The sequence below is a fragment of the Planococcus rifietoensis genome, from assembly GCF_001465795.2.
Taxonomy (GTDB): Bacteria; Bacillota; Bacilli; order Bacillales_A; family Planococcaceae; genus Planococcus; species Planococcus rifietoensis.
Map to the genome: position 1 here is coordinate 2,298,734 of NZ_CP013659.2, position 21,392 is coordinate 2,320,125.

General features: G+C 43.6%; 24 protein-coding genes and 1 riboswitch. Of the genes, 11 read left to right on the plus strand and 13 right to left on the minus strand.

What is annotated here, in order from left to right:
* Window positions 1-23: 23 nt before the first annotated feature.
* The 3 genes from AUC31_RS11460 to AUC31_RS11470 all read right to left on the minus strand — a co-directional run bounded on the left by AUC31_RS11460 (window position 24) and on the right by AUC31_RS11470 (window position 1,857).
* Window positions 24-485: an NUDIX hydrolase gene (locus AUC31_RS11460; protein ID WP_058383064.1), complete on the minus strand. Its 462-nt coding sequence runs from the start codon at window positions 483-485 to the stop codon at window positions 24-26.
* A 17-nt stretch (window positions 486-502) separates the two neighbouring features.
* Window positions 503-1,093 (minus strand): restriction endonuclease, encoded by a 591-nt coding sequence (locus AUC31_RS11465; RefSeq protein WP_083509177.1) that lies wholly within the window; start codon window positions 1,091-1,093, stop codon window positions 503-505.
* Window positions 1,094-1,239: 146 nt separating this feature from the next.
* Entirely contained in the window at window positions 1,240-1,857 is a 618-nt protein-coding gene (locus tag AUC31_RS11470) for a YczE/YyaS/YitT family protein (protein ID WP_058383063.1), read from the minus strand.
* Window positions 1,858-1,954: 97 nt separating this feature from the next.
* On the opposite strand from AUC31_RS11470, the gene AUC31_RS11475 reads away from it, so the two are divergent.
* The 3 genes from AUC31_RS11475 to AUC31_RS11485 are packed head-to-tail and all read left to right on the plus strand — an operon-like array spanning window position 1,955 to window position 3,580.
* A complete protein-coding gene (locus AUC31_RS11475) occupies window positions 1,955-2,407 on the plus strand; it encodes a MarR family winged helix-turn-helix transcriptional regulator (protein WP_058383062.1) in 453 nt (150 codons plus the stop codon).
* Window positions 2,408-2,428: 21 nt separating this feature from the next.
* Window positions 2,429-2,941 (plus strand): spermidine/spermine N(1)-acetyltransferase, encoded by a 513-nt coding sequence (gene paiA / locus AUC31_RS11480; protein ID WP_058383061.1) that lies wholly within the window; start codon window positions 2,429-2,431, stop codon window positions 2,939-2,941.
* Between the two features lie 24 nt (window positions 2,942-2,965).
* The gene (locus AUC31_RS11485) at window positions 2,966-3,580 is read left to right on the plus strand and encodes an FMN-binding negative transcriptional regulator (protein ID WP_058383060.1); all 615 of its coding nucleotides are present in this window, start codon (window positions 2,966-2,968) and stop codon (window positions 3,578-3,580) included.
* 65 nt (window positions 3,581-3,645) lie between these two features.
* A riboswitch (guanidine-I (ykkC/yxkD leader) is annotated at window positions 3,646-3,741 on the plus strand.
* Window positions 3,742-3,902: 161 nt separating this feature from the next.
* On the opposite strand, the gene AUC31_RS17875 is transcribed toward AUC31_RS11485, so the two are convergent.
* Complete coding sequence (locus AUC31_RS17875) at window positions 3,903-4,046, minus strand: hypothetical protein (protein ID WP_167549940.1); 144 nt, start codon at window positions 4,044-4,046, stop codon at window positions 3,903-3,905.
* Between the two features lie 544 nt (window positions 4,047-4,590).
* Between AUC31_RS17875 and AUC31_RS11490 the strand changes: the two genes are divergently transcribed.
* From AUC31_RS11490 to AUC31_RS11500, 3 genes are all read left to right on the plus strand, one after another.
* Window positions 4,591-4,932, plus strand: a complete 342-nt coding sequence (locus tag AUC31_RS11490; RefSeq protein WP_058383059.1) for a DMT family transporter — start codon at window positions 4,591-4,593, stop codon at window positions 4,930-4,932.
* Window positions 4,932-5,246, plus strand: coding sequence for a DMT family transporter (locus AUC31_RS11495; protein WP_058383058.1), 315 nt, complete (start codon window positions 4,932-4,934; stop codon window positions 5,244-5,246). The genes AUC31_RS11490 and AUC31_RS11495 overlap by 1 nt, the downstream gene beginning before the upstream one ends.
* Before the next feature lie 120 nt (window positions 5,247-5,366).
* On the plus strand, window positions 5,367-6,263 hold the full coding sequence (locus AUC31_RS11500; protein WP_058383057.1) for a 3-hydroxyacyl-CoA dehydrogenase: 897 nt from the start codon (window positions 5,367-5,369) through the stop codon (window positions 6,261-6,263).
* Window positions 6,264-6,390: 127 nt separating this feature from the next.
* On the opposite strand, the gene AUC31_RS11505 is transcribed toward AUC31_RS11500, so the two are convergent.
* Complete coding sequence (locus AUC31_RS11505) at window positions 6,391-6,933, minus strand: PepSY domain-containing protein (protein WP_058383056.1); 543 nt, start codon at window positions 6,931-6,933, stop codon at window positions 6,391-6,393.
* A gap of 348 nt (window positions 6,934-7,281) precedes the next feature.
* On the opposite strand from AUC31_RS11505, the gene AUC31_RS11510 reads away from it, so the two are divergent.
* From AUC31_RS11510 to AUC31_RS11520, 3 genes are read left to right on the plus strand one after another with little or no spacing between them, the layout of a single operon-like run.
* Window positions 7,282-9,348: a BglG family transcription antiterminator gene (locus AUC31_RS11510; RefSeq protein ID WP_058383055.1), complete on the plus strand. Its 2,067-nt coding sequence runs from the start codon at window positions 7,282-7,284 to the stop codon at window positions 9,346-9,348.
* Window positions 9,345-9,611 (plus strand): PTS sugar transporter subunit IIB, encoded by a 267-nt coding sequence (locus tag AUC31_RS11515; RefSeq protein WP_058383054.1) that lies wholly within the window; start codon window positions 9,345-9,347, stop codon window positions 9,609-9,611. Before AUC31_RS11510 ends, AUC31_RS11515 begins: the two co-directional genes overlap by 4 nt.
* Window positions 9,612-9,635: 24 nt before the next feature.
* Window positions 9,636-10,904 (plus strand): PTS ascorbate transporter subunit IIC, encoded by a 1,269-nt coding sequence (locus tag AUC31_RS11520; protein WP_058383053.1) that lies wholly within the window; start codon window positions 9,636-9,638, stop codon window positions 10,902-10,904.
* A gap of 99 nt (window positions 10,905-11,003) precedes the next feature.
* Here the strand turns inward: AUC31_RS11520 and AUC31_RS11525 are convergent, their stop codons facing one another.
* The 4 genes from AUC31_RS11525 to AUC31_RS11540 form a co-directional block, all read right to left on the minus strand.
* Window positions 11,004-11,969 (minus strand): carbohydrate kinase family protein, encoded by a 966-nt coding sequence (locus AUC31_RS11525; protein WP_058383052.1) that lies wholly within the window; start codon window positions 11,967-11,969, stop codon window positions 11,004-11,006.
* A 32-nt stretch (window positions 11,970-12,001) separates the two neighbouring features.
* Window positions 12,002-13,471, minus strand: a complete 1,470-nt coding sequence (locus AUC31_RS11530; RefSeq protein WP_058383802.1) for a glycoside hydrolase family 32 protein — start codon at window positions 13,469-13,471, stop codon at window positions 12,002-12,004.
* A gap of 419 nt (window positions 13,472-13,890) precedes the next feature.
* A complete protein-coding gene (locus tag AUC31_RS11535; protein WP_058383051.1) occupies window positions 13,891-14,343 on the minus strand; it encodes a hypothetical protein in 453 nt (150 codons plus the stop codon).
* 94 nt (window positions 14,344-14,437) lie between these two features.
* Window positions 14,438-14,638 (minus strand): hypothetical protein, encoded by a 201-nt coding sequence (locus tag AUC31_RS11540; protein ID WP_058383050.1) that lies wholly within the window; start codon window positions 14,636-14,638, stop codon window positions 14,438-14,440.
* 577 nt (window positions 14,639-15,215) lie between these two features.
* Between AUC31_RS11540 and AUC31_RS11545 the strand changes: the two genes are divergently transcribed.
* Window positions 15,216-15,416 (plus strand): cold-shock protein, encoded by a 201-nt coding sequence (locus AUC31_RS11545; RefSeq protein WP_058383049.1) that lies wholly within the window; start codon window positions 15,216-15,218, stop codon window positions 15,414-15,416.
* Between the two features lie 801 nt (window positions 15,417-16,217).
* Here AUC31_RS11545 and AUC31_RS11555 read toward each other — a convergent pair.
* The 4 genes from AUC31_RS11555 to AUC31_RS11570 form a co-directional block, all read right to left on the minus strand.
* Window positions 16,218-17,141: an alpha/beta hydrolase fold domain-containing protein gene (locus AUC31_RS11555; protein WP_058383047.1), complete on the minus strand. Its 924-nt coding sequence runs from the start codon at window positions 17,139-17,141 to the stop codon at window positions 16,218-16,220.
* 90 nt (window positions 17,142-17,231) lie between these two features.
* A complete protein-coding gene (locus AUC31_RS11560; protein ID WP_058383046.1) occupies window positions 17,232-17,675 on the minus strand; it encodes a hypothetical protein in 444 nt (147 codons plus the stop codon).
* 341 nt (window positions 17,676-18,016) lie between these two features.
* Complete coding sequence (locus AUC31_RS11565) at window positions 18,017-18,292, minus strand: hypothetical protein (RefSeq protein WP_058383045.1); 276 nt, start codon at window positions 18,290-18,292, stop codon at window positions 18,017-18,019.
* Between the two features lie 194 nt (window positions 18,293-18,486).
* On the minus strand, window positions 18,487-20,160 hold the full coding sequence (locus AUC31_RS11570) for a MutS-related protein (protein WP_058383044.1): 1,674 nt from the start codon (window positions 20,158-20,160) through the stop codon (window positions 18,487-18,489).
* Between the two features lie 434 nt (window positions 20,161-20,594).
* On the opposite strand from AUC31_RS11570, the gene AUC31_RS11575 reads away from it, so the two are divergent.
* A complete protein-coding gene (locus AUC31_RS11575) occupies window positions 20,595-21,023 on the plus strand; it encodes a DUF4181 domain-containing protein (protein WP_058383043.1) in 429 nt (142 codons plus the stop codon).
* Window positions 21,024-21,392: the final 369 nt, after the last annotated feature.

A 21,392-nucleotide genomic window follows, 5' to 3' on the forward strand; every position in this document is an offset into this window, starting at 1 on the left:
TTCCACTCCCATTCGCTAGCCATTTATTTCAATATCGGCAAGCTCGCCTTGTTTACCCAATCCATAATGAAGCGTTCCTGATGCGCATTGATTTGTGGCAGTGCGTCCGGTTTGAAAAAGCGATGCTCATGGCTTTCCGCACCTTCTTGAATCAGCTCTCCTGAAAACTCTTGAGTGTGAAAAATGATTTGCACGCTATAGACCTGGTCGCCGTTTTCGTATTCAGCATAGCCTTGTGCTCCCGAATAGAGGCCGAACAGCTGCAAGTTCTCGGCTTGCAGGCCGGTTTCCTCATAAGTTTCCCGTACAGCCGTCTCGAGAAATGTTTCACCAGGCTCCATCACGCCGCCCGGAATGCCCCATACGTCTCTGTCTTTTCTATGCTGAAGCAAAATTTGGCCGTGCTGTTCTAGAATGATTCCGCAGCCAACCGTCATCAACAAATTCGAACCGATGAGCTGCCGCATGTCTTGAATATAATTCATTGCCATTCCTCCGCTAGTTATAGTTTCTCTTTATCGTTGGTTTCCCCTTTAACTTTCGACGCCGCTATCTCCTTGCCAGTAACAGCTTGCTTATTCATCTCGATCATCCATCTCATGAGCACCACGCGATCCACCAATTTCACTCCATTGGATGCAGCCAATTTCTTTGCCGGCTCTGTATAGCCGCTATTGGTGACCACCCAGCATTCATCCGCTTTATAATGGAGCTTCGCCGTGGAAACTTCTTGTACGGCTTTCAACCCGACATTCTTTTTATAGCGTTTCGCTTGGACGACAATTCTTTGCCCGCCTTTCGACAAAATGAGATCTGCGCCGTAATCGCCGGTGGCTGGCGTCATTTGCACATGATAGCCTCGTTCTAAAAACAATACGCGAAGATAGTCTTCAAATTCCTTGCCCTTCATCTGATCCACTTGCAGCATGCCGGACCGCTTCAGTTTGCGGTCTCTGAGAATATTGGTAATTAGCGCAAGCGAAAAAGCGCCTAAAACAAAGACGACCAGAAACCCTGCTAATTGAGGCTCTGCTGTGGCGATGCTCCACAACATATCCAACCCTAATTGAAAACCACTAAAAAACTCCTCCATAAGATGCTCCCCCAGTTCCCATTTTTAATTCTTTATTACCTTAAATATACCAAAAAAATCCACCATAAAATAGAAAAAGAGAAGAATTTTCAGATTCTTCTCTTCAATCTCTTGCTATCATTTTGATTCATTCGTTAAATTCAACATTAACGTATTAATGGCTCTTTCGGAAGCAGCACACGATCCAAGGTTTTCGCCGTCGCGGGCATAATGGCGTTCAAGATAAGCCCGCCGAAACATACGGTCAGCACAGTTCCGATGCCGATCGGCCCCCCGAACACAACGGCCAGGATCAGGAACATCAAATAGATGGCGGTTCTGGAGTAGAACAGATTGGTCTTCGCCAGTTCTTTTACGAGAAGCGTCAGGCGGTCCACTGGAATCGGTGCGAAATTCGTGTGGAGATAGATTGCCGTTCCCACGCCTACTGCGAAGAGACCCGCTGTAAAGTAGAGAATCTGGCTGGTGACACCAACAGGCGCAATCGCTGTGCTCAATGCATGAAGCCAGAAATCGATGCCGATTCCGACAATGACGGCGGTCATGATGCCAAGGAGTTCCGGTTTTTGACGGCCGAGCATGGCGTTGCCGACAATCATGATGGCGGCGATGATGATTTCCCAGCTCCCCACCGTCAATCCGACATTAAAGCTCAGCCCAACCAATAAAGCGTCGAACGGTGACGTGCCGAGGTCTGACAAAATGGTCAGCGAAATGCCGAGTGACAATAACAGCAAGCCTGCGACGTAAAAGAAATATTTCATTTTTTTCACTCCTCCTTCTTGCATTGGCCGAATGATTCTTGTACACTCAATATAATTCATTATTGTTGCAAATGCAACATAATAAAGGAGTTATTCTATGGCAGAAATTCTGCGTGAAATCGGCATGATTGCCCGTGCCCTTGATTCCATCAGCAATATCGAATTCAAAGAGCTCGAGCTGACGAAAGGGCAATATCTTTATCTCGTCCGCATCTGTGAAAATCCCGGCATCATCCAGGAACAATTGCTCGACCTCATCAAAGTCGACCGCTCCACTGCGACACGCGCGCTCCAGAAATTGGAGAGCAACGGCTTTATTGAAAAACGTAATGACCCGGACAATAAGAAAATCAAAAAGATCTACCCGACCGAAAAAGCACGCCAAGCCTATCCTTTCATCATCCGGGAAAACGAGCATTCGAATACCGTTGCACTCGAGGGCTTTACCGTACAGGAAGCGTTAGAGGCCGAGCGCTATTTGCGACGCATCCGAGAGAACATCGAAGTCGATTTCGAATCGGTCAAAAAAGGCCATAAGCGTGATTACTAATCATTAAAGGAGCGAATCTTCATGGCAAGCCTACGTAAATGCACAGCAAGCGATCTTCAAGAACTGCAGGACATCAGCATTCTCACTTATAAAGAAACCTTCGACGAACACAATAGCGAAGAAAACATGAACACCTATCTTGAAGCGGCTTATAATAAAATGAAGCTTGAGAAAGAACTCGCCACGCCCGCTTCCCATTTCTATTTCGCGATGGTTGATGGTGAAGTGGCCGGCTATTTGAAAATCAACACAGACGAAGCGCAAACGGAGCCAATGGGCAGTGAAGCGCTTGAAGTGGAGCGCATCTACATCAAGAAGAAATTCCAGAAAAACGGCGCTGGGAAAGTGCTGATGAACCAGGCGTTCGAGATGGCACATGAACTCGGCAAAGAAAAAATCTGGCTCGGCGTCTGGGAGCATAACGACAATGCCCGGGCTTTTTACGATAAGAAAGGCTTTGTCGAAACCGGCAGCCATTCGTTTTTCATGGGTGACGACGAGCAGACAGATTTGATTTTGACGAAGACTTTGTAACTTTATTGCTTAAGGAGGCCTACTATGTACATTCCAAAATACTATAAAGTGAATGACCCGGAAGAGATCCGCGCGTTTATCCAGGCCAATGCGTTTGGCACCTTGGTCACGACTAGAAAAGACCGACCGATTGCTACTCATCTGCCTTTGCAGCTGAAAAAAGAAGGCGAGGATTATTACCTGACCGGCCATTTCGCTTATGGAAATCCTCAATGGCGCACGATTGAAGTGGCCAATGAGGTTCTCGTGACGTTCCAAGGTCCTCATGCTTATGTTTCTTCTTCCTGGTACGAGCAGAAAAACGTGCCGACTTGGAACTATCAATCGGCGCATGTGTATGGAACGGGGCGGTTGTTGTCGGAAGATGAACTGCGACAGGATTTAGTGACGCTATTGGAAACATACGAACAGCATCGCGACGAGCCGGTGTTGTGGGATACCTTGCCAAAAGAAATGCTGGAGCAGGAAATCAAAGGCATTGTCGGTTTCAAGCTGAAGATCACCGAAATCCAGGCAGCTTACAAGTTAAGCCAAAACCGCACGGCGAAAGACTATCAAAACGTCATTGACGGATTGCGCGAAGAAGACCATCCTGCTGCACACGAAGTGGCGGACGTCATGGACAAAAGACGCCCCTAGCTGCCTGACCCTTATCGCTTGAAGTTCAGGTCCTTTTCTTATATAACTAAGATAATTGAATGATAAAAAAAGTTTTCTAGGGTTCCGCAGCATCGCTGGCCTGGTCCGAGAGAAGACACACAGCTCATGCTGTGACACGGAGGGACAAAAGCCTGGGAGAAACTGTTTTTACAGTTCTCCTGGGCTTTTTATTTTGTAAGCCGCTGCTTTTGCGAGCGTAGTGGAGCACGGAATAGCGGGATAAACAAAAAAAGAACCCCTGCCTGCAGAAAGTTCTCGTTCATGGTCTGAGCTTTCGAAAATCCAGCGCCCTGAGGCACGGTCAGGATGATTTCTCTAACTCGTTCATTCTTTTTTCAAGTTCTTTGACACGATTGTTGCTCGTTAACGAAGTGGTAAAAGCAATAATCGCGAAAGTGAAACCAGACAGGCCAAAAATAAAGCCCATGAGTCCAAAGGCTTCCATGCAATCCCTCCTCTGTTGACCTTAAGCAAGGCTTTTTTCGCTTATTCCTGGACCGATTGTGTGGGAATTATAAAGACACAAGCTTTATTCCACGGAATTGTAGACATTCATTGTACCATTTCCAGTGTCTGGAAGATATCGGTTCGATATTGAAACGGCTGTACTTTTTTAAATGCAGGAACAGCAAATATGTTGAAAAACTACCTCGAATAACATACTTGGATTCGTGTTACCTTCGTTTTTATGAATTTTATTAACCTGGATGAAAAAGCGGAGGATGGCGACTAATGAATAAGCGAAAGGAACTTGAGTTTGTTCATTTGCGACGCATCTGCCATGCAGATGTGGGAGCAGCTGCGTTTCGAACTGTTTCATTAGCGAACAAGAAGCGGCTGAAGCCGTGCCCTGGCAGCTGGCACCGCGACGTCCTGTCGCGCCAGCTGCATGACCCACATCCTGTGGGCCCGAAAGCGTCCACCTGCAGCGAATTCATTAGTTGATCTACATTAGTTTTTCACTTTATTTATTATTAGGAGGAATTCCAATGAATTTTCAATGGGGAAAAGTATTAATCGCGGCATTGTTTGAAGTGGCGTGGGTAGTCGGATTAAAGCATGCGGATTCGCTCGGCGAATGGCTGATAACGGTCGTTGCGATCGGCGTCAGCTTCACGTTGCTGATCGACGCCGGAAACAAATTGCCGGTCGGCACCGTGTATGCGGTATTTGTCGGGCTCGGGACAGCCGGGACGGTCTTGTCCGAAATCGTCTTGTTCAACGAACCTGTCAGTGCCGCAAAATTGGTACTGGTCGGGATACTACTGCTCGGCGTTATCGGATTGAAACTCGTGACACCGGATTCTGCACCTGAAAGGAGTGAAGCGTGATGGCTTGGGTTTCATTGATATTTGCAGGGATTTTTGAAATGGTCGGCGTCGCCATGATCAACAAATGGCATCACGACCGCAAATGGCAGTCACTCGCGATGCTCATCGGCGGCTTTGTCGCGAGCTTCTTATTTTTATCGTTTGCGATGGAAACACTTCCGATGGGAACGGCGTACGCGATTTGGACCGGCATCGGGGCATCCGGCGGTGCGATCATCGGCATGCTGTTCTACAACGAATCAAAAGATTGGCGGCGCATCTTGTTTATCGCGATGGTGCTCGGGTCTGCCGTCGGGTTGAAGCTCGTTTCATAATTAATAATGGCAAAACTCCCCCGCTTCCCCTACTATGAAAACTAGAGATCAATGGCAAAAACATCCTTTTTTGCCACTACACCAAGACTTACACCATCTATTCAAAGGGAGTGGGATGGAATGGATTTCAAGAATGTCACGGTCGCAGGAAGTGGTGTGTTGGGGAGCCAAATCGCTTTTCAGTCTGCGTATCACGGGTTTGACGTTGCGGTATACGATATCACCGAGGAAGCGTTGACTCGCGCAAAAGAACGTTTCGACGTGCTGAAAAAGCATTTCAAGAAAGATTTGAAAGCGACCGATGAAGCGTTGGACGCAGCGTATCATCGCCTGTCTTTCCATACGGATTTAGGGGAGGCCGTAAAGAATGCCGATTTGATGATCGAAGCGGTGCCTGAGGTACTCGATATCAAAAAAGAGTTCTACACGAACTTGGCAAAAGTCGCACCGCAACAGACCGTCTTTGCGACCAACACGTCAACGATGCTGCCGAGCACGTTTGCGGAATATACAGGACGGCCCGAGAAGTTTTTGGCGCTTCATTTCGCTAACGACATCTGGCGCAGCAATACCGCAGAGATCATGGGACACGGTGGCACCGATGAATCGGTCTTCAACGACGTGGTCGAGTTTTCTCAAGCGATTGGCATGGTGGCGCTGCCTCTACACAAAGAACAGCCGGGCTATATTTTGAATACCTTGCTCGTGCCGTTTTTGAATTCGGCGCAGTATTTGGTCGTCAATGGCATTTCGGATCCGCACACTGTCGACAAAACCTGGATGATCGCAACCGGCGCGCCACGAGGACCGTTCGCGATCTTGGATGTTATCGGCATCAATACGCCCTATCACTTGTCCGTCGCCAAAGCCAATGCCGGCGACGCAGAAGCGGCAAAAGTCGCGGACTACCTGAAAACGGAATTTCTCGACAAAGGCCGCATGGGCATCCAAAACGGCAAAGGCTTCTACGATTACCCGAACCCGCGCTATATGGACAAAGATTTTTTAAAAGAATGAGCTAAGACAACCCGCAAATCTGTGCGTGAATAAACACAGGTTTGCGGGTTTTTTGCGTTTTTATTTTCTTGTAGATTAAAGATGCACCCAAACTGAGCCTCTTAGTTTGGTGGTGCTTCTCTATTGTTTAGATCTTGCCTTGATATATGCGCTTGCCGCTATCCAAGTCGATGATTTCTAACTCTTGGCTATGTTTCAGAAAAATGGTCTTGAACTGTTTTTCACCGCTTTCATTCACTAGAAAGAGAATGCGGTTTCCTGGATTGTCTGTGGCTAAATGGTAGGTAAGTGAATCCGTAGTTACTTTCGTTTCGATCGTCGCGTATTCTGCGTAGTTTGCGGCATCTACCGGCCGGCTGAATTCCTCGTCAGGGACAGCTTCTTCATCGGGAGCTTGTGTTAAAAATTCCCCTGATGCGGCGTCGATCATGAACTCATATTCACGGCTAGAACTTTCCACTTCGACTTCGTAAAAACGATTATCTTCTAACGATAACTCCACTTCCTGTACCGTTCCTTCCACTTTAGCGAACACTTCCTGCAAAGCTTCCTCTGCACTTATTTTCGGTTCCTCAGTGGCGTTCAATGCAGACGCCCCTACAACAGACGCGCCGCCAATGCCGCCCGCGATGGCAGTTCCTGCAATGAGTTTCATCCCTAATTTTTTCAAAACGATTCCTCCTTTTTGTTATTACACAATAACAATAACGAACCGAAATGAGCTTCAACTGAGGAGAAGATTAGAATTCGATGAGAATCCCCGCTTTCGTCTTTTACTTGTTTAACTGCTTGTTTCGTGACCCCTTTTACCATTGGATATATGATCTGATCGACACAGCAACAACATCTTCAAAAATTCATTTACTATAGCTTTTGTTAAGGTACGAAAAAAATTGTCTAGCTGGATTCGCCAAACTACAGTACAGTGTTGTGCAGCGACAGGAACAATATTGGGACTGAGAAAAGATAGATTTCAGCAAATACATCGAATATGGTAGAGACAAGGGAGGCCTGAAGGATGTTTTTAGACGAACGAAGCGCTAATTTACTAAAGCTCCTGCAGTATTCATCGATTCCCTCGATGAGTGAAATGGAAGATCAAACAGGGCTGACACGCAGACAGATTCAATACAGTTTGGGTAAGGTCAATGATTGGCTCCAATTTAATAATTATGCCCTTGTGCAGTACAAAAAAGAACTTGGTTATTTTTTGCCCGATCAGATTCCAGAAGATGAAATCAGCGTCAAGCTGACCAAACGGAGTTATGTTTTTTCAGAAAAGGACCGGGAGCAAGTCATTTACTTAATGATCCTGCTGAGCCAAGAATCACTGTCCGTTTTTCATTTCCAATCGGCCACGGGCGTTTCAAGAAACACCGTACTGAATGACCTCCAGCGTTTGAAAGAACTGGCTAGCGGCATGGGATTAACCATCCAATACTCCAAGCAATCCGGTTACATCATTACGGGCGACAGCCGGATCAAACGATTCGTCATCGAGCAGCTGCTGTATGAAGTATTGAACAGCCCAAACAGCCAAATGATTACACAGTGCATCTGGAGTGAATTTGAAGAGCGCATCACGGCGGTGCATCAGAAGTTGGAAACCATCGAAAAGCAGTTGGGCATCATGTTCACGGATGAACGGCTCGATGAACTCGCCTACCTGTTCTTTTCGACCGATCAATTGATCGGTAAAGGAGAAGAGTTGGAGCAAGACCCGAGCTGGCTGCCATTTGCAGAAACTAAAGAATATGCACTGATCGAAGCCATGATCAACACAGCAACGTTCCAATCCAATTGGAGCCAGACGGAAAAACTCTACGCTACCTTGCATCTCGTCAGCATGAACCGGACAAAAGACCGGTCTCCCTTAAGAGATGATCAAGTTTTCCGCGAGCTGTTGCAGCAAGTCACGGAAGAGTTTGAACGGCTGACATTTGTCCATCTTCAAGATAAAGACCAGCTGTACGAGCAGTTGTATGTCCATTTCAAACCGGCTTTTTATCGCATCAAATACGGGTTTCCTCACGTGAATCCGATGATGGAGCGGGTTTCCAAAATTTATCCGGAACTTCATCATTTGACGCGTAAATCCTTGAAGATCCTGGAGAAAGAGCTGGGCATCGAACTGCCGGAAGATGAAGCCGCTTATTTTACGATCTATTTCGGCGGCTGGCTTCAACGGCAAGGCACCCGTTTGGACGACCGGAAAAAAGCGATTGTCGTTTGCCCTCACGGCATCGGCGTCAGCAATATCCTCAACTACACGCTGCGGGAATTGTTTCCGACGATCCTGTTTTTGGATGTCTTGTCTGTCCGGGACACAGCGGAGTATCCACTGGATTATGATTTGGTCTTTTCATCGGTCTACTTGAATACGGAAGCCACTTTATTCGTAGTCCCGCCCATTCTTGAAGAGCGGGACAAGCAGAAACTCAATAAACAAGTGATGCAGGAACTTTACGGTTATACCGTGCCGGACTCGGATGTTGACGGCTTGATGAAGCTCATTTCACAATACGCAACGATCCACGACCCGAAACAATTGGAAAAGGAATTGCAAGCCGCTTTGTATACGCAAGCCGCAGGAACAAACACACATGCAGTAAAGGAGGCAGAAAAACCTGTGCTAGGAGAACTACTGACTACCCAAACTCTTCAATTAAAACAACAAGTCGCCACTTGGCAAGAAGCGATTCAACTGGCTGCCAGCCCGCTCGTCGAATTAGGCACCGTGAAAGAACAATATGTAACGGCGATGATCGAATCGATCGAGAAGAACGGCCCGTACGTGGTCATCACCCCACTGGTCGCCATCCCCCATGCACGCCCTGAAGAAGGAGTGCTGTCCTTATCGATGAGCTTATTGAAGCTTGACCAGGCGGTGGATTTCGCGCCGGATAAACCTGTTCAATTGATCATCGTCTTGGCGGCAGCGGACAGTGACTCGCATCTGCGTGCTTTGATCCAACTGACCACTTTACTGAACGAGCCGGCCAATATTGAAAAAATGCTTGAAGCTACAGACAAAGAACAATTATTGGAGATCATCCAAACATATTCTAAGGAGGAAACAGAATGAAAATCATGGTAGTGTGCGGAAACGGATTAGGAAGCAGCTTTATTATGGAATTGAATGTGAAAAAAGCGTTAAAAGAATTAGGAAAAACAGCGGAAGTCGACCATACCGACCTGACTTCGGCGAAATCGGTGCAGGCTGATATCTTTATCGGAGCTGCCGATATCATGAGCCAACTCGAAGATGGGAAAAGAACCATCATCAACTTAGAGAACATGATGAGCATTCCGGAAATCAAATCCAAACTAGAGCCTCATTTAGCATAAGTCTGGCGTGAAGGGAGAACTGCTATGTTACAGGTAATCATGAACGACATCTTAGGTGAACCAGCCATCCTCATCGGATTGTTTGCGCTCGTGGGGTTATTGCTGCAGCGCAAAAGCAGCGCGGACGTTGTTTCGGGCACATTAAAAACAGTCATGGGCTTTCTCATTATTGGAGCCGGCGCGACAGTACTGATCGGCTCACTGGACATCTTCGGGAAAATGTTCGACTATGCATTCAATGTGCAGGGCGTCATTCCGAACAACGAAGCGATTGTCGCTGCTGCACAAAGCGAGTTCGGAACATCTACTGCCTTGATCATGGTATTCGGGATGATCACCAATATCGTGTTGGCGCGCATCACGCCGTTTAAATTTATCTTCCTGACAGGTCACCATACCTTGTTTATGGCGTGCCTACTCGCTGTCACGTTGTCAGTCGGCGGTCTCGAAGGCGCTCCATTGATCATTGTGGGATCGATTATTTTGGGCTTGTGCATGGTGCTGTTTCCAGCGCTGTTGCAGCCGTATGTGCGGCAGATTACAGGCAGCGACGATTTTGCTGTCGGGCATTTCGGCTCGATTGGCTATTTTGTATCTGCCAATGTCGGCAAATGGGTTGGCGATAAAGAAAAAACAACTGAAGAGATCAAAGTTCCTAAGTCACTGGGCTTTTTGAGAGATACTTCGGTAGCCGTTTCGTTGACAATGGTGTTATTCTTCCTCGTTGTCGCTTTGTTTGCCGGACAGGACTATATTGAAACGACGCTATCAGGCGGTTCGAATTTCTTGGTCTTCTCCTTCATCCAAGCGATCACGTTTGCGGCAGGCGTGTTCATCATCTTGGCGGGTGTTCGAATGCTCATTGCTGAAATCGTCCCTGCTTTCCAAGGGATTGCCGATAAATTGGTGCCGAATACGAAGCCGGCATTGGACGTTCCAACGGTCTTCCCGTTCGCGCCAAATGCTGTCATCATCGGATTCCTATTCAGCTTCCTTGCTGGATTGCTGGCGATGTTCGTCCTACCGGTTCTCGGGTTAAGCGTTATCGTCCCTGGATTGGTTCCGCATTTCTTCACGGGAGCTGCAGCTGGCGTCTTCGGCAACATCACAGGCGGAAGACGTGGTGCCATGGCGGGCGCGTTTGCCAACGGATTGATCATCAGTTTCATCCCGGCCATCCTATTGGTCTTGATGGGCGATATCGGATTCACCGGAACGACTTTCGGCGACTCGGACTTTGGCGTTGTCGGCATCTTGATCTTGAGCATCATGAAGTTGTTAGGTTTCGCATAATCAATAAAAAAACCATTCCAAAATCGACTGATTTTGGAATGGTTTTTTGTGTGCAGTATTATACAGTTGTTTGCCAAATCCTTTGGACATTTCGCGGGTTTACTCCATCAACTCCAAGACCCGTTCTTTCGTCGGAAGTGAAGAAATAGCCCCTTTTTCAGTAACGGCCAGTGCCCCGCTCGCATTCGCAAAAGCCAGCAGCTCTTGGTGATGCTCACTTAATATGGCTTCCAGATTGCCTGGTCCTGCATCCAGACTCAATAATCGGTACAAGAAAGCGCCAGTGAATGCATCTCCCGCCCCTGTCGTATCTTCGACTTTGACTGAATATCCCGCGGATGAGTATTTTTCGTTTTGTACGTACAGATCTGCTCCCTTAGCGCCTTTAGTCAACACCACTGCCAATACCTCCCCTGTGAACAACGAGTTAATGGCTATGGATTCGTCTGCTATGCCTGTGATGAACTCCAGTTCGTCGTCGGATACCTTGACGATATGTGCCTTCGGAATGAATTCCTGGATGGTCTCCCGGCATTGCTTCGGATTGTCCCAAAGCGGCAAGCGCACATTGGGGTCAAAACTGATGATGGCGCCGTGCCTCTTGGCTGCCCCGATCGCTTTCACGTGGGCTTTTTTTATCGGGCTGTCGACTAAATCGACCGAACCGAAATGCAGCACATCGCCTTGCTTGAACCAGTCGGCATCCACTTCTGAGGCTTCAAGAAGCAAATCTGCAGAAGGATTTCTGTAAAACGAAAAGTCCCGCTCCCCGTCTTCCCGCAACGAAACGAAAGCAAGCCCGGTATTCGCTTTTTTTGTCCGTGGAATCTTATCGATTTTCACGCCCGCTTCGGCAAGCCGTTCCAACAGAAAATCACCAAAGGCATCTTGTCCGACTTTGGTGATCAATGAAGCCGTGCCGCCAAACTTTGCGACTGAAGCTGCCACATTGGCAGGCGCTCCCCCTGGCACCCGTGTAAAAGAATCCACATCTTTCAAGGCGATGCCTTTTTGATGGGGAATAAAATCGATCAGTACTTCGCCAATCGAGAACAGATTTCCCATTCGGCACCTCTCCCTTATCTAGCTTTCGCTTCTCAATAGTCCCACTTCACCGCTTTGAACGCAGCCCGGCCGCCTGTCGCAAAAAACCGGATTTCCTGGCTGCGGATATCCGGGAAGATCCGTGCGGTAAACACTTCTTCCCCGTCGTTGACGAAAATCTCCACGGATGATGAATCGACAAACAACTGAAATTTGTAGACGTCCCCGTCCAACTTGCATTTGCGTTCGGTGCCATGCTTGCTGCCGATCACTTTGCCTGATAATGCGCGGTCCATGATGACTTTCCCTTGAACAGCATCGAATTTAATCACCGTTTTTTCTTCCTCACTCGCACGGAATTCAATGCCATATTCCAAGGCATCTCCTCGTTCGAACTCACAGACAAGCTCATACGTGACTCCAGAGAATCCTTCAATCACTTTCTTTTCATCTGACAGTTCCCCTTGCGCTACGGTTTTAGCCTTGCGCAGCGATTGAAGTTCTGGAATTGGCGTCTGGATGATTTTCCCGTCCCGAAGCGTTAATTGCCGGAGGATCGTCAAGCAGTTCGCCCATCCATTGATATCGGTCGGGTACTCAATTTCAGGCAAGCCCATCCAAGCCACCATGAGCCGTCTGCCATGCGGGTCTTTCATCGTATGCGGAGCGTAAAAATCAAATCCGCGGTCCAATTCGATAAAATCCCCGTGAGTCAGTTTGCGCCGCTCTAAATCAATTTTCTCCCCCAGCACATAACCGGCCTGGTAAATATTTTGATACAGATCCCCCTGCGGCTCCAGCCCTTGCGGCGAGAAGATCAAGATGCCCCGGTCATCCATTTCAAAATAATCCGGGCATTCCCACATAAAACCGAAGTTATCCAAGTTGGTGGCCAGTTCTCCCTCGAACTTCCATTCCAATAGATCGGTCGAACTCAGCAGACAAACAGCCCCCGTTTCATCGGTCCGCTGCGCGCCGATGACCGCATAATACCGGTCTTCCACTTTCCATAATTTCGGATCGCGGAAATGCTCGGTATAGCCATCGGGCACTTTATCAAGCACGGATTTTTTCGATTTGATAATATTTCCCTCATCATCCATAAGCGCGATACAGAGATAAGGATGTCTCACAAGATTCTCATCCCGCGTATTGCCGGTATACAGCAAATACAGTTTTCCGTCGTGTTCGACTGCACTTCCCGAATATGCGCCGTGGCTGTCAAAATACTCGTCCGGCTTGATCGCTATGCCGACATTCTCCCAATTGACCAGGTCTTTTGATTTGGTATGGTACCAATACTTCAAGCCGTGAAATGGCCCGAGCGGATGCCATTGATAATACAAATGAAATTCGCCGTTATAAAAACAAAAGCCGTTCGGATCATTGAGAAGCCCGGAAACCGGTTGGATATGAAAAGTTTGCCGCCATGTACAGCTATTGACCCTCAAAATCAAATTGTCTATATCTTCTTGGCTGATCTGATCAAGCCGAATATAACTCTTCCCCCGCGGTAACTCCATTTTTGTCATTTCTCTCATTCTCCTTTTAGGAAAAGCAGAATTTTATATTGACGTATGAATTAAAAAATTCCCTTGCGACCTCCTTTCCCATTAATCAAAATCTCTGGACGGCATCGGTTATACACCACCTAAAACGAAAGCGTTTATTTAAACGAATTATAATATTTTCAGGATATATTTTCAATGAGACTCACTTAAAAAGTCTGATATTTCTGTAAATTTGTGAAAGTAGTGTGTCTTGAGGTTAGTCAGATGACTGAACTGTAGGATGATTTAATTTCATTCAGAATTCCCCACAAAAAAATGGAAGAAAGATGTCGATTTCATCCTTCTTCCTCCGTTGATTTATTGTAGAATTGCGGGTGGTGCTGATAAGTCCTCACATACATAGTTCTTTCTCTTTTTAACAAGCATTTCCATTACTTTAAAATCGGATTTGCCGAAAATTCAATGATTGGAAATTCCGGATTTGCCAAGCCTTCATAATAATCCATGACCGCTTTTTCTTCCCTTGTCAACTTAGTCTTTGAGTTCTTCATGTTTTGAATAGCTGTGTGATCCTGCATATAAACTCCATACCAGTCTTCCTGATCTTCATCATCCAATTCGATTGATACTGTCCTGTATTCTTCTTTCAACAAAGCAAAAGAATCTGCAATTGATTTCTTCGCCGCTTCTTCCCCTGAGCCTTGTGTCATCAGTTTGACTGCAATTAAGCTCTTATTAGCGCCTTCCTGTCTTTCCGTTTCAGTAAAGGCAGGGATGTTGTTTTCGTCTACCCCCATTTCGTCATAAACTGAATTACTGCAGGCAGATAAAAACAGCACAGCTACAAATGAAATAGTAATTAAGCTTTTCTTTTGAATAAACATTAATTCTCCCCCGCACTCTCTAAACTAAAAGCCTTGAAACTGTTCATTAGAACTTTGGCTTTTTCCGTTCTGTTGCTATGCCTTTCTTTTTTACCTACCTTTTTGTGTATATATGATAAACCGTACTAAACCCACTACCGCCTCCATATCCACCTCCGAAATTTAAAGCCTTGGTTTTAAAATCAATTCTGCGATTTCTAAGCTCTTCTAACATAGAAAAGTGTTGATCGACATTTGCCGTTGTATGGTACAACTCCCATTTTGAGAACCAATTAGTAAATATAAATTTCTTCATGGACCTGCCTCCATTCTAGTTTTATAAACCAATTACCCAAAAATTACTTACTCTTATTTTAACAAACAATCTTGTCTCCCTAACACTCGATATGTAGAACAATATATTGCCAGTATGCAGTACTTCAATTATTGCAATATCGGATTTGTCGAAAACTCGATGAGGTTAAATTTCGGACTTCCCAAGCTTTCACAATAATTCATGACCGCTTTTTCTTCCCTCGTTAACTCAGTCGTTAAATTCCTTAAATTTTGAATAGCTATATCATTTAGCCTCTTCTTTAGAAAAAAAATCTATATTCCCCTCCGCTACCCACTGTCTATGGCCTCTAGCCCACACAAGATCTTTCATTTAAATTACGGGTACGGATCGACTTTACTGATAAGGTAGGTATCAATTTCATCCTATAAAAATAAGATTGAATCCTTTTGCTATCTTTTTCATCGCATCCATGTTACCTTTAGTAAGAGTTATTTTTGTTCGGTTCAGATTGAGAATAAATTTTGTTTTTCGTCTAAGGTATTTGAGCAAGGATAGTAACACATTGTGTGGAGATCCACACTAGGAGGCAACAATTATGGAACAAGGTACAGTGAAATGGTTTAATGCAGAAAAAGGTTTTGGTTTTATCGAGCGTGAAGCAGGAGATGACGTATTCGTACATTTCTCAGCTATCCAAAGCGACGGTTTCAAATCTTTAGACGAAGGTCAAACCGTAACATTTGATATCGAAGAAGGACAACGTGGCCTACAAGCTACAAACGTTACAAAAGCTTAATAATAGCTTGAAAAGAGATCCTATACTGTATAGGGTCTCTTTTTTTGTCCTTAAAAACTATCAGAGGGAATCCATTCAAATGCTGCTTCGCCGAGAGCGTAAAATATTGAGTCCCACCATAGCTATCACCGCAAAGCAAAGTAGTAGGCCGATAAAAGTATTCACATAGATTTGAAAAAACAGCCCTAAGACAAGGTTGGTCAGCATTATACTAAATAGCGACCAAAATAATTGCTCATTTCTTTTCATAAAGAAAGTAATAGCTCCAATTGCCAGAGACAGCACAACAATAACCCATATAATCAGATGTCCGATAAAAATCCCCCGCTTCGTATTAGTGACATGCAGAATCAATTAATCCTCATTTATTGACCTGTCTCACCCGACATTTAAGTTAAGAGAGAACCGAAAATCAGTACCAAAGCAATAATCATGGTATTGAGTACAGTAATCACAAAAGCACTTATAGAAACGAGATTGCGTTTGATTTTGTTTAAAATAAACAGAATTGAAAAAACCAAAGTGATGGCTGCTCCAAATAAAATGACATAGATCAGCAAACCGGCTACAACTTCTGACGATGCGTTTGCAATTGGGTCTAGGAAAATCATTAGCAAAGAAACGAGTATGCTTAAAATAAGATAGATAGTATTTACAGTATTTTTAATCTCAATTCCCCCTCGAATTTTCGAGCTTCGTTGTTATCTGCATTATACATTTCTTCCAATTAAAAACATATGATTTCTCAAATTTTTAAAGGAGCTTGAATTTGATCGATTCTAGAAGCGGCAAAATAAGTTCTTAATTACAAATGATATTGATTATTTTCTGTTGGGCATCTTCAGCTTCAGGAACAGGCATAACGACAAACACATGATTCATTTTAGGATACACAAAGGTTTGGATTTCAATTCCTTGCTCCGTTAGTTTTTCGTCCAATTTAACTGCGTCGGGATATATGAGTTCATGTGTTCCGACAAATTGATTAATCTTGCCGAGCCCCGTTAAATCTCCATAAATCGGGCTAATCAAGGGATCTTCTAAACTTTTATCATCAGACCAAATATTAGTGATTACGTCCATTCCCCCGGCCGATAACATCGGATCCTTTTTTTCGTATTTGGGAATAAGGGGATTATCAAGGGTTAGATCGACGGCTGGCGACAACAAAATGATATCCTTCGGTTGAGGCAAATCATCTATCTTTAACAGTTGGGCCAGCCCAAGCGCGATATTTCCTCCGGCTGAATCCCCCATAATTGTTAATTGCTTAGCACTCTCAATTGTCCGAAGCGTCTCTTTGTACAGGCTTAACAATTTCGGATATGTATGCTTGTAATTAAAATGGGGCACTTTGGGATAAATAGGCGCGATGATCTTTGCACCCACTGCCTGTGCAATCTTATCCATCAGCTTCCAATGGAAAGACAAAGGCTGGTTCGTCCACGCTCCGCCGTGCAAATACAGCACCACTTTCTGTTCCCGGGAATTCTGGTCGTTTAAGGTGAACACCTGTATGTCTTCATACATCTCCTCTTTCAACGAGTTGGAAAAGCTCATATTTTCAATCACATACGGTTTGATATTTTCAGTTCCTCTTTGCTGAACGAACTTTGTGGTGTTTTCTACACTGGAAAACCCCTTTTTCGTACCTCGCAAAATTAGGTATTTCTCGAGGATCCGACTCCTTACAGACCGTTTTTCTCCATAAGTTTGGATAACCATTTACTAGCCCCTCTCTACACTGCTTGATGACTCGCTAATATGCTCTTTACTTTCTGCTTCCTGAATCTATAAATAGTCAATCTTGATAAGTTATTCTACCTCTATCAAGAAAGCATAATTTCCATCACCCTGATTCCAGTCAGCTATTACATGGTATACATATACGCCACTTTCATTTGGCACTTTAATTCTTTTATTATTTACCTCAACCATTTTCGAATTATGTTCATCGAGCCATTGCTCTAATCTTAGATTTTCCGGTTGGTACCCTATCGGAAATTCAATTTCAATTTCGTCATTTTTGGACACTATAGATGGGGCATGTGATTCTGTCATGTCGATTGGAGAAGTATGAATGGTATCTACACACTGCGCAAGCAACATGGCATCCCAGCAATATGACCCTTGTGTTGTAGGAATTCCCCTCTCTCCTACTGAAATTTTCGGAGTCGGCGGTTCTAAACGAAATGGTTTAACAATAACTATTGCTATGATTAGAATCCCAACAACTATAAACACTGACCTTTTTTTCATATATCTCGTCCCCCTTTTGTACAATAATAGACGTTTATATTTTTACAAAGTAGCAGCATTCACTTTAACTTGAAAATTTCACCATCGACAAAACCGTTCTTATAACTACACGTTCCTAGTTGAAAAGGGATAGAAGTTATTGAACCAATCTTATTTTCTATCTGTTTTCATTTAAGAACTTTTGATGATTCCTCAACTGTAAATTCTGTTTGTAATATTTTCCTGATTCAAGCCTAACAAGGTATTTCAAAAAAGTTGAACATAATTTTTCACACTGGCAAAAGGACTCCCAATCATTTGGAAGTCCTTTGTGCTCTTTTTAATACTTTCACCGTTGATACTTACATTTCTCCACTAAATATAAAAGATAGGCAAAGAATATATAAAATACCTAATGGAACAGATAATAAAGAAATATATTTAATGAACCCTTTTTCTTTTTTAACGAAAGCAATTATTCCAAGTACTACACCTGCTATATAAATAGCGAAACCAATGGGTATGGCTAGCATCGACCACTTCCCAAAAGTCATATTGATAGGTGGAAAAATCATGTATGCAATAAAGATTCCTATGACCACTAAAAAGAGTGAATACTTGCTGTATTTTCTATTCATTTTTATGTCCTCATTCCGTCAGTAAAATAACAAATATGCTTATTCTACGAACCTAAAAAACTTTGTCTTGTCATAGGATACGTTCAAATATTCGTGGAAGTATCTTTTAATAAATAAAGGAAAGGAAGAAACACATAGCTAAAGCCCTTCCAATAAGTAGTCATATATAAACTGAGAAGGAGATTCAAAACCGGCTAGATTGCATTCAACTCTTTCCATTCGCGAATGTCCGTGAAATGTTCAGCCAAGCGGTTCGCTTGGTCTGTGACACTTTCGGGATAACCCAGAATTTCCAATAGCTTAATAGCGTTCCTTGTTTCAGAAGATCCTTCATGGATTTTATAATCGAACAGCACTTCACCATTCTCGATCGACTCCCTGAAATGATAATTGGTATACACATTCCCCGCAATTTCCGTCAATTCAATATCGTGCGAAGCAATAATGTTCATGCCTTTATTGACCGACAGCCATTCCATGATAGCTGCTGATGCGGAAATTCGTTCAACTGTATTAGTTCCTTTTAGAATCTCATCAACGAAAGAAATAACAGGTTTCTTTGCCTTACACAACTGGACAATTCGTTTCAGCGACTTTATTTCTGCAATAAAATAACTGTCCCCATCCAGTACGTTGTCTTGGATCGCCATCGAGGTCACGATATAACTAGGTTTCATGGTCCAATTTTTAGCCAATACCGTATGTATTGTTTGTGCCAAAATCGCATTGATGGCAACCGCTTTGATATAGGTCGATTTTCCGGAAGCGTTAGATCCTGTAATCAATACGGTCTTACCTATTGTAGAAGAATTCGTTACCGGTTTATCTAGAAGTGGGTGGGCCATGTCTTCAAACGACAACTCTTCTTTGTCGACAAACTGAGGCAAGGTATAAAAAGAAAGTGACTTTCGATAAAAAGCGATCGCAATCGCGGCATCCAGTTCGCCAATCGATTCCCATAATTGTCGATAGGCGTTCTGATGCGTGACGATCGCTTTCACGATTTGATTATAGGAAATAAAGTCGAGTAAAAAAACAATCCGGAAGTATTCAAAGAAAACATCAAAATCGCCACCGGTATTTGTTCCAATGGATAAGACCTTGCCAAAGAAAGAAACTTTTTTCAGACCTTTCCCTTCTTTTTTAAAAATATCACCAAACACCGAAAATCGAGGATGACGTATCGAAGTCAAACTCCTCCCTGTATTCACGATGGCAGCTACGTATGTAATAGAATGCAAATCATTTTCCAGCATCTTTTTATTACGGTAATAGATCACAGCGTTTATAACTAGCGAGCTTGCCAAACTGACGATTCCCACCTTTAAACTAAAGGACATCAACAGCACTGAGAAAATGGGCAAACATGCAAGAAGCACGTACATGTATGCGAACTTGATTTTGTGGTCGCTGAAATTGTAAAAGTAGGAGGAAGTGTCCGCATAATTGCGTTTTCCAAGACTGGATAAAATAAGAAGGACTTTTTCTCTTAATCCATCATCCTTCGCCATGAGAGTATAAAGTTCTTCTTTGGACTGAAGGCCATCAAGCTTCGGATCAATGTCCCGTAATTGGTTGAATAAATATTCTGAGCCCACACTGGTTTGGGTGTAATTCATCTTATTAAACACCTGATCCATCCCTAAGTCGTCCCAGGTGATTTGATCGACCCCTGCATAAAATTCTGAACGCTCTTTATTGTTTCTCCAATAGGATGACACGGATTGAACATCTTCTTTTATCGCAATATATGTTTCAGTTTCCCACTCTTGCCGGATTTTCTTAAGTTTCCGCCGATTTCTCGTTAAAAGTTGATAAGTAATGAGACAGACGACAAATAACCCCATTAATATAAACGGACTTTCCATTTCAGCACCTCTTCCTCCTAATTTATACGGCTTTTCTTCCAGAAAGTTTCAATAGGAGAGGTATAAATTTCCATAATTCATCCATATTCATGCAGTAGTAAGAATCTTTCATAAAAGTACACTGAAAACAAAAAAGAGAAGGTGCTCATGGCCAGCACCTTCTCAAACGTTCTTAAATTTAGTTTTGTGGACTTCCGTTTAATCCAAAGTATAACCTTCCGATGACCGTGTGATATGTAAACTCCTACCCATTCAGAAATACGATCTCAAAACCTTAGATTATAGCCTTTTGAATGTAACTTAATTGCCATTAAATTTCATTCAGAATTAAGAAAGAGCTTTCACTAAATCCCTCTTTTTTGAAAAAATGAAACTTTAAAGGAAGTTGATTAGTATAGTTAGTGTAACTAATTGAACAATAAGGAGGCGACTTCATGTATGGTGTTGAATCTTCTTTTTCGCTAGCTTTACTTCTCATAGTTGCCATTTTCCTCGTAATGCTAGCCTTATTTAATGCCATCATGCGAAAGTGGTTAAGAGTCGAAAAACCAAAAGCATTCTCCAATAACCATGTAAATGATAAGCACAAGAAAATCGATTGGAGCATCCGAATTTTCGGTATCACTATGATGGTAGCAGGATATTTTATTAATGTGACGAGGCTTCCTCAAGAACCTTACTTGCTCCTGGAACCATGGTTTTTGTTGTTGGTATTCCTCTTTGCCACCGAAATCGTAAGAGCAATCATGGAACGCAAATATGCGAAGAATCCTAATGCCTATCTTTATACAATCAGCCAACTGGTTTTTCTACTTATATTTCTCGTCTCATTATTTACAACTGATTTTTTTGGTTTTTTATAACCAATATAACTAACCCTTCTACTGGAATGCGAATGTAACTTAATTGCTATTAAGTTATATTCAAACTGAGCAGAAGAACTCCTTAGGATTTTTTTAGAGAAATGAAATTTGTATGGAGAAAAAAGGTATATGTAATACTGAGTGAAATATTAAAAATTAAACTACATAAAATTTCATAATTGGATTAAGGAGATTAAAAAATGAAAAGTTACTTAATCTATATTTTTCTAATAATCGTAATTACTATAGCTGCCATTGATACCTAAGGGCAGACCGACAAAACTATCATGTACGGCATAGCTCTTGTAAGCACAATAGTTTTAATAATTATAAAAGCAACAGAGAAAGAAGAAGGAGAGTAGCAATTGC